General features: G+C 69.4%; 14 protein-coding genes. 12 read left to right on the top strand and 2 right to left on the bottom strand.

Annotated elements, in window-relative coordinates; all coding sequences use genetic code 11:
* The first annotated feature begins 8 nt into the window (after positions 1-8).
* The 11 genes from GON06_RS05930 to GON06_RS05880 all read left to right on the top strand — a co-directional run bounded on the left by GON06_RS05930 (position 9) and on the right by GON06_RS05880 (position 12,280).
* Complete coding sequence (locus tag GON06_RS05930; protein ID WP_157311414.1) at positions 9-560, top strand: F0F1 ATP synthase subunit B; 552 nt, start codon at positions 9-11, stop codon at positions 558-560.
* Complete coding sequence (locus GON06_RS05925; RefSeq protein WP_157311413.1) at positions 560-1,348, top strand: F0F1 ATP synthase subunit delta; 789 nt, start codon at positions 560-562, stop codon at positions 1,346-1,348. Before GON06_RS05930 ends, GON06_RS05925 begins: the two co-directional genes overlap by 1 nt.
* A 50-nt stretch (positions 1,349-1,398) precedes the next feature.
* Positions 1,399-3,039 (top strand): F0F1 ATP synthase subunit alpha, encoded by a 1,641-nt coding sequence (atpA, locus tag GON06_RS05920; RefSeq protein ID WP_157311412.1) that lies wholly within the window; start codon positions 1,399-1,401, stop codon positions 3,037-3,039.
* A gap of 20 nt (positions 3,040-3,059) precedes the next feature.
* Positions 3,060-3,959: a F0F1 ATP synthase subunit gamma gene (locus tag GON06_RS05915; RefSeq protein ID WP_157311411.1), complete on the top strand. Its 900-nt coding sequence runs from the start codon at positions 3,060-3,062 to the stop codon at positions 3,957-3,959.
* Positions 3,960-3,981: 22 nt separating this feature from the next.
* Positions 3,982-5,436 (top strand): F0F1 ATP synthase subunit beta, encoded by a 1,455-nt coding sequence (gene atpD, locus GON06_RS05910; RefSeq protein WP_157311410.1) that lies wholly within the window; start codon positions 3,982-3,984, stop codon positions 5,434-5,436.
* A gap of 2 nt (positions 5,437-5,438) precedes the next feature.
* Complete coding sequence (locus tag GON06_RS05905) at positions 5,439-5,699, top strand: F0F1 ATP synthase subunit epsilon (protein WP_157311409.1); 261 nt, start codon at positions 5,439-5,441, stop codon at positions 5,697-5,699.
* An 85-nt stretch (positions 5,700-5,784) separates the two neighbouring features.
* Positions 5,785-6,522 carry a YaaA family protein gene (locus tag GON06_RS05900; RefSeq protein WP_157311408.1) on the top strand — a complete coding sequence of 246 codons (738 nt, stop codon included), beginning with the start codon at positions 5,785-5,787 and terminating at the stop codon, positions 6,520-6,522.
* A 128-nt stretch (positions 6,523-6,650) separates the two neighbouring features.
* Positions 6,651-7,565, top strand: a complete 915-nt coding sequence (locus GON06_RS05895; RefSeq protein WP_157311407.1) for a hypothetical protein — start codon at positions 6,651-6,653, stop codon at positions 7,563-7,565.
* Positions 7,566-7,648: 83 nt separating this feature from the next.
* Positions 7,649-8,629: an aldo/keto reductase gene (locus GON06_RS05890; protein WP_157311406.1), complete on the top strand. Its 981-nt coding sequence runs from the start codon at positions 7,649-7,651 to the stop codon at positions 8,627-8,629.
* A 72-nt stretch (positions 8,630-8,701) separates the two neighbouring features.
* Positions 8,702-9,487, top strand: coding sequence for a PP2C family protein-serine/threonine phosphatase (locus GON06_RS05885; RefSeq protein ID WP_332837198.1), 786 nt, complete (start codon positions 8,702-8,704; stop codon positions 9,485-9,487).
* A gap of 57 nt (positions 9,488-9,544) precedes the next feature.
* On the top strand, positions 9,545-12,280 hold the full coding sequence (locus GON06_RS05880; protein WP_157311405.1) for an FtsK/SpoIIIE domain-containing protein: 2,736 nt from the start codon (positions 9,545-9,547) through the stop codon (positions 12,278-12,280).
* A 53-nt stretch (positions 12,281-12,333) separates the two neighbouring features.
* Here GON06_RS05880 and GON06_RS05875 read toward each other — a convergent pair whose 3' ends face one another.
* Positions 12,334-13,329 carry an asparaginase gene (locus tag GON06_RS05875; RefSeq protein ID WP_332837197.1) on the bottom strand — a complete coding sequence of 332 codons (996 nt, stop codon included), beginning with the start codon at positions 13,327-13,329 and terminating at the stop codon, positions 12,334-12,336.
* Between the two features lie 45 nt (positions 13,330-13,374).
* Between GON06_RS05875 and GON06_RS05870 the strand changes: the two genes are divergently transcribed.
* A complete protein-coding gene (locus GON06_RS05870; RefSeq protein ID WP_157311403.1) occupies positions 13,375-13,851 on the top strand; it encodes an OsmC family protein in 477 nt (158 codons plus the stop codon).
* A 31-nt stretch (positions 13,852-13,882) separates the two neighbouring features.
* On the opposite strand, the gene GON06_RS05865 is transcribed toward GON06_RS05870, so the two are convergent.
* Positions 13,883-14,662: a lysophospholipid acyltransferase family protein gene (locus tag GON06_RS05865; RefSeq protein WP_157311402.1), complete on the bottom strand. Its 780-nt coding sequence runs from the start codon at positions 14,660-14,662 to the stop codon at positions 13,883-13,885.
* Positions 14,663-14,787 lie beyond the last annotated feature (125 nt).

The following is a 14,787-nucleotide window of genomic DNA, read 5'->3' as shown; positions in this document are numbered from 1 at the left end:
GAGACAGGATGCTGAACGCTCTTGTCACGAACCTCGCCGCGGAGGAAGCGCCTAACCCGCTGATTCCCGCGTGGTACGACATCATCTGGTCGGGTCTGTGGTTCCTCATCATCCTCGTCGTGGTGTGGAAGGTCGCACTTCCGCGGTTCACCGCGATGCTCGACGAGCGCTCCGCAGCGATCGAGGGCAACATCGCCAAGGCAGACGAGGCTCAGAAGCAGGCCGAGGAGGCGCTGGAGGAGTACACCCGCCAGCTCGCCGAGGCGCGCGTCGAGGCCGGCACGATCCGTGAGGCCGCCCGTGAGGACGGCAAGAAGATCGTGTCCGAGGCCAAGGACACCGCCACTGCCGAGGCCGCACGCATCACCGCCGCTGCGCACTCGCAGATCGAGGCGGAGCGCCAGTCTGCTTTCGTCTCGCTGCGCAGCGAGGTCGGCACGCTCGCGATCGACCTCGCCGGTGGCGTGGTCGGCGAGTCGCTGTCCGACGACAAGCGCGCCGCAGCGGTGGTCGACCGCTTCCTGGCCGACCTCGAGGCTTCTGAGACGGCGGCCAAGTAATGGGCAGCGCGACCACTCAGGCGCTCGAGACCACCGCGAATGCTCTGGCCTCGACGAAGGGGATCACGGTAGACGTCGCCGGCGAACTGTTCGCCGTCGCGCGCCTGGTCGATGAGTCCGTTCAGCTGAGCGGCGCGCTCGCCGACCCGTCGGTGCCGGCCGAGGCTCGTGCGAAGGTCGCCTCGGACGTCTTCGCGCAGGCCTCTGAGCCGACGCGAGAGGTGCTCCGAGTGGCTGTCTCGCAGCGCTGGTCATCGGCCTCCGACCTGGTGGACGGCATCGAGGAGCTGGCAGTCCGCGCCGCCGCGATCGGCGAGCCGACCGCAGACCTGTCCGGCGAGCTGTTCGCGGTGACGCGAGTCATCGCCGACAACCCCGAGCTCGAACTGGCGCTGGGCAGCCGCCTGGGCGACAGTGCGGCGAAGGCCGGTCTGGTCGAGCGTGTCCTCGGCGGCGGCACCAGCCGCGCGACGGAGCTGATCGTCTCGTCGCTGGTGCGCCAGCCGCGCGAGCGCCGTGTGCGTCAGCTGCTGAACCGCGCCATGAACATCGTGTCCGCACAGCGCGGCTCGGTGGTGGCGACGGTGCAGACCGCGACCCCGCTCTCGGCCGAGCAGCACACGCGCCTCAGCGAGGCGCTGACCCGGCGGTACGGCTCTAACGTGTCGCTGAACGTGGTCGTCGACCCCACCGTGGTGGGGGGCCTGCGCGTGCAGGTCGCCGACGATGTGATCGACGGCAGCATCTCCGCGCGGCTCGCCGACCTCCGACAGAAGCTCGCGGGCTGACTCAAGACTTTGCGCGGGCTGACCGCGCCACCAGATACAAAGGGAAGACAATGGCAGAACTATCGATCAGCCCCGACGTCATCCGTGACGCGCTGAAGGACTTCGCCGCCGCCTACGAGCCCACGTCGGCCGCTGCGACCGAGGTCGGCACCGTCATCGACGCCGCCGACGGCATCGCTCACGTCGAGGGACTGCCCGGTGTGATGGCGAATGAGCTCGTCACCTTCGCGGACGGCACCAAGGGCCTCGCACTGAACCTGGACGAGCACGAGATCGGTGTGGTCGTCCTCGGCGACTTCACCGGCATCGAGGCCGGCCAGGAGGTCACCCGCACCGGTGAGGTGCTCTCGGTCCCGGTCGGCGACGGCTACCTCGGCCGCGTGGTCGATCCGCTGGGCAACCCGATCGACGGCCTCGGCGACATCGCCTCCGAGGGTGTCCGCGAGCTCGAGCTGCAGGCGCCCGGCGTCATGCAGCGCAAGAGCGTGCACGAGCCCCTGCAGACCGGCGTCAAGGCCATCGACGCGATGATCCCGGTCGGCCGCGGTCAGCGTCAGCTGATCATCGGCGACCGCCAGACCGGCAAGACGGCGCTGGCGATCGACACGATCATCAACCAGAAGTCCAACTGGGAATCCGGCGACGTGAACAAGCAGGTGCGCTGCATCTACGTCGCGATCGGCCAGAAGGGCTCGACCATCGCCTCCGTGAAGGGCGCGCTGGAAGAGGCCGGTGCCCTGGAGTACACCACGATCGTCGCCGCTCCGGCGTCCGACCCCGCGGGCTTCAAGTACCTCGCCCCCTACACCGGTTCCGCCATCGGCCAGCACTGGATGTACGGCGGCAAGCACGTCCTGATCATCTTCGACGACCTGTCGAAGCAGGCCGAGGCCTACCGCGCCGTTTCTCTGCTGCTGCGCCGCCCGCCGGGGCGCGAGGCCTACCCGGGCGACGTCTTCTACCTGCACTCGCGTCTGCTCGAGCGCTGCGCGAAGCTGTCCGACGAGCTCGGCGCCGGTTCGATGACGGGTCTCCCGATCATCGAGACCAAGGCGAACGACGTCTCGGCGTACATCCCGACCAACGTGATCTCGATCACCGACGGCCAGATCTTCCTGCAGTCCGACCTGTTCAACGCCAACCAGCGCCCCGCTGTCGACGTCGGCATCTCGGTCTCGCGAGTCGGCGGTGACGCGCAGGTCAAGTCGATCAAGAAGGTCTCCGGAACGCTGAAGCTCGAGCTGGCGCAGTACCGCTCGCTCGAGGCCTTCGCGATGTTCGCCTCCGACCTCGACGCCGCCTCGCGTCGTCAGCTGGCCCGCGGCGCGCGTCTGACCGAGCTGCTGAAGCAGCCGCAGTACTCGCCGTACCCGGTGGAGGAGCAGGTCGTCTCGATCTGGGCCGGCACCAACGGCAAGCTCGACAGCATCGAGGTTTCCGACGTGCTGCGCTTCGAGCGCGAGCTGCTCGACTACCTGCGTCGCAACACGAAGGTCCTCGACACGCTGCGCGAGACCAACGTCCTCGACGACGACACCGTGGCAGAGCTCGAGAAGCAGACCGACGCCTTCATCCTGGAGTTCGCAGGCGGCACGGGGCAGTCCCTCGGCACGCCGGGCAACGAGCAGGTCTCGGCAGAGGATGCCGGTGACGTCGACCAGGAGAAGATCGTCAAGGGTCGTCGCGCGTAACGCGCGGGAGATAGGCACTCATGGGCGCTCAACTCCGGGTCTACAAGCAGAAGATCTCTTCTGCTCAGACGACCAAGAAGATCACGAAGGCGATGGAACTCATCGCGGCTTCGCGCATCCAGAAGGCGATGGCACGCGTCAAGGCGTCCTCACCCTTCGCGCAGGCCGTGACGAGGGCCGTGTCCGCCGTCGCGACGCACTCCAGCGTCGACCACCCGCTCACCCGGGAGTCCGAGAAGATCCGCCGCTCCGCGGTCGTGATCTTCTCGAGCGACCGAGGCCTGGCAGGTGCGTTCAACTCGCAGGTGATCCGCGAGGCCCTGGAACAGGGCGAGCAGATCCGTGCCAAGGGCAGCGAGCCGGTGTACTACCTGATCGGCCGCAAGGCCGTCGGCTACTTCCAGTTCCGGGGCATCGCCTCGGCAGCGGAGTGGATCGGTGACACCGACACGCCCTCGTTCAAGACCGCCGAGGAGATCGCGAACGTCCTGCAGGAGTCCTTCCTGCGCGGCGGCGGCGAGAACGGCGTGGACGAGATCGTCCTGGTGTTCAACCGCTTCGTCAGCATGATGACGCAGGAGCCGACGGCACGACGTCTGCTTCCGCTCGAGATCGCCGAGGCGGACGCCTCGGATGCGGGCAGCACCGTCTACCCGCTGTACGAGTTCGAGCCGGATGCCGGGACCGTGCTGGACGCGATCCTGCCGGTGTACATCCAGAGCCGCGTCTTCAACGCGCTTCTGCAGTCCTCGGCCGCCAAGCAGGCCGCGACGCAGAAGGCGATGAAGTCGGCCAGCGACAACGCCGACAAGCTCATCACCGACTACACCCGCCTGCGCAACAACGCGCGCCAGGCGGAGATCACGCAGCAGATCGCCGAGATCGTCGGCGGCGCCGACGCTCTGGCGTCGAGCAAGTAAGCCTCAAGAGAGAGACGAAGATATGACCCCCACCGCAACGGCTGACAACGCCGCGACCGCGGTCGTCGGGCGCGTCGCACGCGTCACGGGCCCGGTCGTCGACATCGAGTTCCCGCACGACTCGATCCCCGACATCTACAACGCGCTCAAGACCACGATCACGATCGGCGAGGAGTCCACCGAGATCACGCTCGAGGTCGCTCAGCACCTCGGCGACGACCTCGTGCGCGCCATCTCGCTGAAGCCCACCGACGGCATGGTCCGCGGCCAGGAGGTGCGCGACACCGGTGAGGCCATCTCGGTCCCGGTCGGCGACGTCACCAAGGGCAAGGTCTTCAACGTCATCGGCGAGGTCCTCAACGCCGAGCCCGGCGAGCAGGTGGAGATCACCGAGCGCTGGCCGATCCACCGCAAGGCTCCGAACTTCGATCAGCTCGAGTCGAAGACCACGATGTTCGAGACCGGCATCAAGTCGATCGACCTCCTCACCCCGTACGTGCAGGGTGGAAAGATCGGCCTGTTCGGCGGCGCGGGCGTGGGCAAGACCGTCCTCATCCAGGAGATGATCCAGCGCGTCGCGCAGGACCACGGTGGTGTGTCGGTGTTCGCCGGTGTCGGCGAGCGCACGCGTGAGGGCAACGACCTGATCGCTGAGATGGAGGAGGCGGGCGTCTTCGACAAGACCGCCCTCGTCTTCGGCCAGATGGACGAGCCGCCGGGGACGCGTCTGCGCGTGGCCCTGTCCGCACTGACGATGGCGGAGTACTTCCGCGACGTGCAGAAGCAGGACGTGCTGCTGTTCATCGACAACATCTTCCGCTTCACCCAGGCGGGTTCCGAGGTGTCGACGCTGCTGGGCCGCATGCCCTCGGCCGTGGGATACCAGCCGAACCTCGCCGACGAGATGGGTGTGCTCCAGGAGCGCATCACCTCGACGCGCGGTCACTCGATCACCTCGCTGCAGGCGATCTACGTGCCGGCCGATGACTACACCGACCCGGCTCCGGCGACCACGTTCGCGCACCTCGACGCCACAACCGAGCTCTCGCGTGAGATCGCGTCGAAGGGTCTGTACCCCGCGATCGACCCGCTGACCTCGACCTCGCGCATCATGGACCCCCGCTACCTGGGCGAGGACCACTACCGCGTGGCCACCACGGTCAAGCAGATCCTGCAGAAGAACAAGGAGCTGCAGGAGATCATCGCGATCCTCGGTGTCGACGAGCTCTCCGAAGAGGACAAGATCATCGTCGCCCGCGCGCGCCGGATCCAGCAGTTCCTCTCGCAGAACACCTACATGGCGAAGAAGTTCACCGGCGTCGAGGGATCGACGGTGCCGCTGAAGGAGACCATCGAGTCGTTCGACGCGATCGCTCGCGGTGACTTCGACCACGTCGCCGAGCAGGCCTTCTTCAACGTCGGTGGTATCTCCGACGTCGAGGAGCAGTGGGCGAAGATCCAGAAGGAGAACGCCTGATCATGGCTCTCAAGGTCAATCTCGTCTCCGCCGAGGCGGAGATCTGGTCGGGCGAGGCGAGCCTCGTCGTCGCGAAGACCGTCGAAGGCGAGATGGGCATCATGACCGGCCACGAGCCCGTGCTCGCGATCCTCGCCAAGGGCGAGGTGCGCATCACCGAGCTCGACGGTTCGAAGGTGCTCGCCAACGCGCAGGACGGGTTCCTGTCGATGGAGGGCGACGTGGTCACCATCGTGGCCGGTAACGCCGCACTGATCGCCTGACACCCGTATCCACGCCTCCGCCCCGGTTCCCGCTCAGGGTTCCGGGGCGGAGCCGTCTGCAGACCTGTCCGGAAAGGGGTCGGTCATGAGGATCCTGCTGCCGCCGTCCGAGACGAAGCGGCCCGGTGGTTCGGGCGCGGCGCTCGATCTCGACGCCCTGGCGCTGCCGTCGCTCCGACCCGTTCGCGAGGCGACCGTCGATGCGCTCGTCGCGCTGTCCGCGGATGCCGCTGACGCACAGCGCGTGCTCAAGCTCAGCGCTCGCCAGGCCGGTGACGTCGAGCACAACCGCGCCCTGCGCACCGCCGCGACGATGCCGGCGATCGACCGGTACACCGGCGTGCTGTACGACGCACTGGATGCGGCATCGCTGGATGCGCGTTCGAGGCGATGGTTGGGGACGCACGTGCTCGTGCACTCCGCTCCCTTCGGCCCGGTCGGCGCGCTGGACCCGATCCCGTCGTACCGTCTGGCGGCGGGCACTGCGCTGCCCGGCATCCCGCCGATGCGCCGTCACTGGGCGGCCGCGACGAGCGAGGCGCTGGGGGAGGAGCGCTTCGTGCTCGACCTGCGCAGCGAGGCCTATGTCGCACTCGGTCCCGTCCCGGCATCCGTGAAGTCGGAGTACGTGCGCGTCGTGACCCCGACGGGGCGAGCACTGAACCACTTCAACAAGAAGTCGAAGGGCGAACTGGTGCGCCGACTCGCGCGGTCGCGCCCGCGTATCGGAGGCGCTCCAGCGCTGATGCGCTGGGCCCAGGAGAACGGAATCGTCCTCCGGCGCGCCGAAGCGGGGATCCTGGAGCTCGTCGTCGACGAGTGAGCGGCCGGCGTGACCCGCCGTCGCGGTCATTGCCCGCGCGCGCGACACGCCGATAGCATGACCTGTGCGAAGCAGGCGCTTCGTGGCGGGTGATATTCGCCCCAGACGACCAAGGAGATTCGATCCTCATGGGCTACGACGATTACGGGGTGGTGGACGCGGCGGCGACGCTCGTCTCCACTCTGATCGGCCTCATCTTCGCCTTCGGCGGCTACATCCTCTACTCGCTCTTCTACATGAAGATCTTCGAGAAGGCCGGCGTGCAGGGCAAGTGGCGGGCCTGGGTGCCGGTCTACAACTACATGATCTTCCTGAAGCTCGGTGACCTGAGCCCGTGGCTGGTGCTGTACCTGGTCGGTGCGGGCATCCTCGGTGCGATCATCCCGATCCTCGGCTGGTTCATCATCCTGCCGCTGGTCGCCCTGGCCGCGCGCGTACTCGGACTTCTGGCCGCGTGGCGCGTGGGCCTGAAGACGCAGAAGGAGGCCGTCTGGGTCATCCTGTACTTCTTCCTGGACCTCGTCTGGCTCGGCATCGTCGCGTTCGACAAGTCGCGCTGGAACCCGGCGATCGCGCCGGCCGGCTGGGCCTCCAATGGCTTCCTCGCCGATCGCACGGTGTGGGACGGTGTGCCGGTGCAGGTCGCTGCAGCGCCGCAGGCGCCCGCCTACGGTGCACCGCAGGGCTACGCACCGCCGGCCCCCGGCGCTCCGGGTGCCCCGGTCCCGCCGCAGGGCTACGCTCCGCCGGCCGCGCCGGCTCCCGGCGTCCCGGTTCCGCCGGTGTTCACCACTCCTGACACTCCTGCAGCGCCGACGACGCCTCCCGCACCGCCGACGACGCCTCCCGCGCCGCCGGCACCCCCGGTCCCGCCGGCTCCGCCGGTGCCTCCGACGGATGCTGCACCCGCAGCCGCTCCGGAGGCGGCTCCGCAGGCCGACGCTCCGGCGATCGACTTCGGCGCTCCGGCGACCGAGCCGCAGTCGGATGCTCCGGATGCCCCTCCCACGGCCGACGGCAAGGGCGAACAGCCCCCGGCCTGAGTGCACCGCGACGGGCTCCCGATCTTCGGATCGGGAGCCCGTCGTCGTCCCCGGTGCCGTATCGCACCGATAGTGTGGAGGGCATGGTGAACGCTCAGCGCCGCGTCGGGGGCTCCGGACTCGTCGTCTCCGCCGCAGGACTCGGATGCAACAACTTCGGGCGGCCGGGGACGGTGACCGAGACCATCCAGGGCAGCCGCGTCGTGATCGACGCGGCGATCGACCAGGGGATGTTCTTCTTCGACACCGCCGACATGTACGGCAGAGGCGGGACCAGCGAGAGCTTCATCGGCGAGGCGATCGAGGGGCGCCGGGATCGCGTCGTGCTCGCGACGAAGTTCGGGCACGAGTACGACATGGGTTATGACTTCCCGGGCGGGCGCGGATCGCGCCGCTACGTGAGGCACGCGGTGGAGCAGTCGCTGCGCCGGCTCCGCACCGACTGGATCGACCTCTACCAACTGCATCTACCCGATGTGCAGACTCCGATCGCGGAGACGATCGACGCTCTGGACGAGCTCGTCGACGAGGGCAAGATCCGCTACTACGGACACTCGAACTTCACCGGATGGCAGATCGCCGAGGCGGAGTTCACCGCGCGAGCTCGCTCCACCGGCCGCTTCGTCTCATCGCAGAACCAGTACTCGCTGCTGGCACGAGGAGCCGAGCGGGAGGTGCTGCCCGCGGTGAACCGGTACGGCCTCGGCTTCTTCCCGTACTTCCCCCTGCACAACGGCCTGCTCACCGGCAAGTTCACCCGTGACGGGGGACCCGCCGGCAGCCGCATCATGAGCGAGCGCCGCTTCATCTGGGAGAACGCGCCATGGGACGCCCTCGAGGCGTATGCGCAGTTCTGCGCCGAGCGCGGCATCACCATGCTCGAGGCGACCTACGGCTGGCTTCTGGCGCAGCCGGGCGTCTCCAGCGTCATCGCCGGCGCGACGACGGCCTCACAGGTCGAGTCGAACGTGCGAGCCGCCGTGGCCTGGGAGCCGGATGCCGCGGAACTCGCGGCGATCGACGCATACTTCCCGCTTCCCGAGGATCCGGCAGTCGGGCTGTGACCCGGGGGTCCACTACGATGGCAACAGATTCCGGGGTAACCCGGAGCACCGCACGCACCTCGGAGAGTCCTCGTGCCTGAGACGACAACGCAGACGTACCGCGTCGACGACGCAGTGCAGCTCTCCTGGGCCGGGGCGACCGACCAGGGGCACCGCCGCGACACCAATCAGGACGCGTTCCTGGCGCGCTATCCGCTCTTCGTCGTGGCGGACGGCATGGGCGGTCACGCGGGCGGGGAGATCGCCAGCAGCCGCACGATCGCCCGGTTGGATGCGATCGTCGAGAGCGGCGACGTGGGCACCGAGGCCATCGAGAAGGCGCTCGGCCAGGCCGTCGCCGACATCGCCGCTCACCCCGACACGACGGACGAGGGGACAGGTACCACGCTGACCGGGTTGTTCCTCGACCGAAGCGAGGACGAGCCCCGCTGGATCGTGCTGAACATCGGCGACTCCCGGGTCTACCTCGCGCGCGAGGGCAAGCTCGCCCAGGTCACGACCGATCACTCCGTGGTGCAGGAGCTCATCTCGTCCGGGAAGCTCAGTCCTGAGGAGGCTGAGGGGCACCCGTACAGCAACGTGATCACCCGCGCGGTCGGCGCCAGCGAACTGCTGCCGCCGGACTACATCGCCGTCGAGGTGCAGGCGGGCGACCGCTTCGTCGTGTGCTCCGACGGGCTGACCAAAGAACTCACCGATTACGGCATCCTGCATTTCCTGCGCGAGAACGCCGATCCGGGCGCGGCCGTCGACGCGATGCTCGAGGCAGCGCTGGAAAACGGCGGGCGGGACAACGTCACGCTGATCGTGCTGCAGGTCGACGACTCCTCCTCCCCAGAAGAGATTTCCGCCGACTGACGGCCCAGAGCTGTGGACAGCCCGGTTCCGGGCTGAACCGTGCGCTGTGATGGGGGCATGGAATCCACCACGATCGTGCTGCCGCCCTCGCCAGCGTCGCCGAGCCGCCCGTCGTTGCCGTTGCTGGCGGCGATCGTCCCCGTCGTCGCCGGCGTGGTGCTGTGGGCCGTAACCGGATCGCTGTTCGCGCTCTGCTTCGCGGCGCTCGGCCCGCTCATGCTGCTGGCGTCGTTCCTCGACGGCATCCGCACCAGGCGACGCGATCGACGGCGTGGCGAGGCCGAGGCGGATGCGGCCTGGCAGCGCGCGGATGCCGAGCTGATCGAGCTGCACGCCGAGGAGCGTGCGGGGATGTGGCGCAGGCACCCTGATGCCGCCGCCTGCCTGAGCGAACAGCCGCTGCGCGGGCCGGAGCCTCCCACGGCGGAGACCGCATTGGTCCTCGGCCGCGGCGTGCGCATGAGCGCGGTTCGGGCGAGCGGGGGAGACGACGATCGTGCTCGCGCGTTCCGGGAGCGCGCGTCGCGACTGGACGACGCCCCGGTGACGGTCCCGATCGGTCGCGGCGTCAGCGTGCGGGCTCCGCAGCCGATCGGCGCGGCGGTGCTCCGTGCGCTGATCGTGCAGCTCTGCCTCCGGTTCACGCCCTCGCAGCTGGCTCTTCTCGGGGACGGACTCGACGGGCTCGGCCTCGCCGAGCTGCCGCACGCGAGCAGTTCCCGGCGCTCGGCCTTCCGCCTCGTCATCGGTGCCGCCGCGGACGTCACCGGCGATGCCCGGCTCTCACTCTGCGCGCCGGGTACGGAGCCGCCGGACGGAGTCACCGCCGTCCTGGACTGCACGGATCCGCTTCGGGCGCGCCTGCGCACCCCCGACGGAGTGCAGGATCTGGTCGTGGAGGGGATCTCGCTCGCACAGGCACGCGCGATCGCCGCAGACAGCGCCGCCCGCGGTGAGGACGTGGCGGAACTGCCGGAGCGGGTGGCACTGCACGAACTCGATGCCGTGCCGGACGGCGGTGCCGGCCTCGCTGCCGCACTCGGGCGTGGCGAGCGCGGCGATGTCGTCGTGGATCTGGTCGAAGACGGGCCGCACGCCATCGTCACCGGGATGACGGGCACGGGCAAGAGCGAGCTCCTGGTCTCGTGGGTGACGGCGATCGCCGGCGCGCACGGTCCGGATCGGGTCAACTTCGTCCTGGCCGATTTCAAGGGAGGCACGGCGTTCGATCCGCTCCGCGAGCTGCCCCAGGTCGCTGCGGTGATTACCGACCTCGACGACGAGGGCGCCCGTCGCGGCGTGGAGAGCCTGACCGCCGAACTGCGCCGCAGGGAGCGGGCGCTGGCCGAAGCCGGGGTGCGCGACATCCACCAGCTGCCCTCTCTGCCGCGTCTCGTGATCGTGGTCGACGAGTTCGCCGCGCTGCTGCAGGAGCACGCGGATCTGGGTGCCGTGTTCACGGATGTCGCGGCGCGCGGGCGCGCGCTCGGCATGCATCTCGTGCTCGGCACGCAGCGTGCCGCCGGCGTCATCCGCGACGCTCTCGCCGCGAACTGCCCGCTGCGCGTCAGCCTGCGCGTGGCCGACGCGGCCGACAGCCGGCTCGTGATCGGCTCAGACGCGGCGTCGGCAGTGCCCGGCGGGCCCGAGTCGCGCGGACTGGCCTTCGTACGTCGCCCGCAGGATGCGGAGGCGGTCTGTGCGCGCATCGCGTTGACGGGCGCCGCCGACGTGCGGGCGGCCTCCCTGCGCTGGCCCGCTGATCAGCGCCCGCGCAGTCCGTGGCTGCCCGCGCTCCCCGAAGTGCTCGCTCTGAACGAGGTGGCTCCGACGCGAGAGGGCGGCCTGCGACATCGTCAGGGCCTCGTGCTCGGGGTGGCGGACGAACCCGATCGTCAGCGCCAGCCGGTGGCGATCCTGGAAGCGGGGCGGGGACTGGCCATCATCGGCGGGCCAGGAGCGGGCAAGACGACGGCGCTGCGCCTGCTCGCGGCGCAGCAGCCGGCGGCGACGGTGATACCCGCCGACACCGAGGGCGCCTGGGACGTCGTCCAGGACCTCCTGTCAGGGGCCGCGCGTCCGCCGCTGGTGCTCTGCGACGATCTCGACCTTTTGGCCGCCTCGTATCCGCCCGAGTACGCCCTGGAGTTCGTGTCCGCCTGGGAGCAGCTGGTGCGCGCCGTCCCTGTGGCCGTCACCGTCTCCCGGACGTCCGGTGCCGTGGCCCGTGTCGTCGACGCGCTGCCACGGCGCGCGACGCTGCGGCTGCCAGGCCGTGCCGAGCATCTCGCGGCCGGGGGAGACCCGGAGGGCTTCCGCAGGGACCGGCCCGCAGGACGGGCACGGATCGACGGACGTGAGGTGCAGCTGTGCTGGGTGGACGACGGACAGGCACTCGCGGCCGCCGTGTCCGACACCCCGCGCTGGCGACCGCAGCGCACGCTCTGCGGCGTGGTGACGCCGGCGGCGCGGCAGACGGCCGACCTGCTGCGCATCGAGCACCCTCGGCATCGCGTGATCGGGATGAACGACGCGGCATCGGGTCTCCAGCCGTCCGAGACGCCGGTGATCCTGGTCGCCGACCCGGAGGAGTGGCGGATGAACTGGGCTGTCACGCAGCGCCTCCGCGCAGAGGGCGAGCTGCTGATCGCCGCGGAGTGTCCCGGGGACCTGCGTCAGCTCGCCGGAGTGCGCACACTGCCGCCGTTCGCACGCGTGCACGCCGGAAGAGCGTGGGTCACGCTGCAGGGCGGCGTGCCGCGGCGGGTGCTGCTGCCCGGTGCTCTGGCCTGATCAGGGCGACGACGGGGCGCCCGCTCTGCTGAGCAGCGCGCCGGGCCGAACTGTCAGATCCCCGCGCCGGGGCGGACGGTGCCCACCGGCGTCCCTCCGCCGTGCACGACGAGCGGCAGGTCGGCGGCCAGCGCCGCGACATCCGAATCGGTCACGGCGCCCGCGCGTGCCAGCAGCGTGGCGGCGACGATCGTGGCCGCACGGCCGTTGCCGTCCAGCATCTTCAGCACCACCGTCGTACCGTCGGGGGCCACCATGGCCATCACGCCCTCCGCGCCGTGCTTGGCGAAGACGCCGAGCCGCTCGATCGCGATAGTGTCCTGGTGCCCGGGGCCGGCGATCGTCCACGGGTTCTCCCGCACGGCGCGCACGAGCGCACCCGCGACGCGATGCAGCGCGAACGGCGAGCGATCCGATGCGGTGCCTATGCGGTGGATGCTGCGGCCCAGCCCCACGAGCGTCATCGCGTGCACCGGGGCGCCGCATCCGTCGATCGCGGTGTGTGCGACCTTCGAACCGGTCAGGCGCTCCACCGTCTCGCGGATGTGCACCTGCAGAGGATGCGCCGGATCGAGGTAGCCCTCCGTCGGCCAGCCGGTCGCCACACAGGCACGCAACATCGCCGCGTGCTTTCCGGAGCAGTTCATCCGGATGCGGCTCGGCTCGGCGTGGTCCCGGGTCATCTCGCGTCGGGTGTCGGAGTCGCTCGGCCAGGACAGCGGGCAGGCCAGGTCGTCTTCGGTGAGGCCGCCGGCGACGAGCATCTCCCGCACGACCTCCACGTGCCGGTCGGTGCCCGTGTGGCTGGCAGTGCTCATCGCGAGCTGCTCGCCCTCCAGCGCGGCGCCCGCCGTGACGCAGGCGACCGCCTGCAGGGGCTTCATGCTCGACCGCGGCAGGATCAGCGCGTCGGCATTGCCGTGCTGCGCGACCACTTCGCCGTCGGGGGAGAGCACGACCGCCGCACCGGCATGGCGGGATTCGACGAATCCGCTGCGTTCGACGACGGCCAGTTCCACGGAATCCGCAACAGTGAGAGTCTCGAGCACGTCTTCCAGCTTATGACGTGTCGGGCACCGTGCCAGACTGGCCGCATGCCACTCGGAGAACACCATTACGCGCTCACGACCACGTGGACGGGCAACCTGGGCACCGGCACCAGCGGCTACCGCGACTACCGCAGGGACGTCACGCTGCAGGTCGACGGCAAGCCCGAGCTGCTCGCTTCCTCTGACAAGCCGTTCCGCGGCGACACGTCACGGTGGAACCCCGAGGATCTGCTGGTTGCATCCCTCTCCGAATGCCATCTGCTGTCGTATCTGCACGCCTGCGTCACGGTGGGCGTCGTCGTCACCTCGTACCGCGACGACGCGAGCGGCGTGATGCGCGAGGACGGGCGGGGCGGCGGCGCCTTCACCGAGGTCGTCCTGCGCCCTCAGGTGACCGTCGCCGATGCATCCATGATCGAGGCGGCGCAGCAGGCGCACCATCAGGCGCACGAATGGTGCTTCATCGCCAACTCGGTGAACTTCCCCGTGCGCCATGAGGCACTTGTCACAGTCGCAGACTGACCGCAGAGTTCGTCTGGAATGGCCGTGGGGATCAGCGGCGCTCGTGCGGCAGCGCCTGTTTGATCTTCTCGATCGGGGTGTGTGCGGGCGGCTCGTTGTAGACGCCGGCGAGCTCCTGGCCCGACAGGGCGTGGATGGCAGCCATGATCTCGTCCGTGGCGAGGCGCCTGGCCCTGCCGCTGGACGCCGCGCCGTGTGTGCTCAGATCGAGCGGCTCGCCGAACTTGACGGTGATCCGCTCCCGTAGGGACGGCATCTTCGCGCCGCGCGGCATCACGATGTCGGTGCCGATGAGCCCGACTGGGACGACCGGGGCGCCGGTCTCCAGCGCCAGGAACGCGACGCCGGTGCGCCCCTTGTACAGACGGCCGTCGTCGGAGCGCGTCCCCTCCGGGTACAGCGCCACCGTCAGACCGTCGTCGAGCAGCTGCTTCTGCTGGTCCAGGGCGTCGAGGGCGGCCTGTCCTGCGCCGCGGCGGACCGGGATCGCCCCGATCGACGTGAAGAAGATCCGGGACATCGCGCCCTTGATGCCGGTGCCCTCGAAGTAACTCGACTTGGCGAGGAAGTGCACAGGGCGCGGAGCCGCCACCGGGATGGCGATCGAGTCGATGAAGGACAGGTGGTTGCTGGCGAAGATCACCGGTCCGTCCTTCGGGACGTTCTCGCGGCCCTCCACCCGGGGGCGGTAGACCATGCGCGCGAGCGGGGTGATCAGCATGCGGCCGAAGGCGTAGGCGAAGCCCGCCCGTCGGGGTGCGTTCATCTGCTCAGGTGCCGATTCGGATTCCGGCGACTGCTCAGAGGTCATCAGCACAGATTATCGAAGGGTTCATGCCGGCTTCGGAATGAGGTGCACACAGCCGCGGCCTAACTGTTCTTCCCCGACACGTTGTGAACGTCTGAGGTGAGCGAAGACCTCCGGGACGATGTGGG

Source organism: Microbacterium sp. MAH-37, from assembly GCF_009758255.1.
GTDB lineage: Bacteria > Actinomycetota > Actinomycetes > Actinomycetales > Microbacteriaceae > Microbacterium.
Note: the sequence above shows the minus strand (reverse complement) of the source record. Positions and strands in the feature narration are given on the sequence as shown.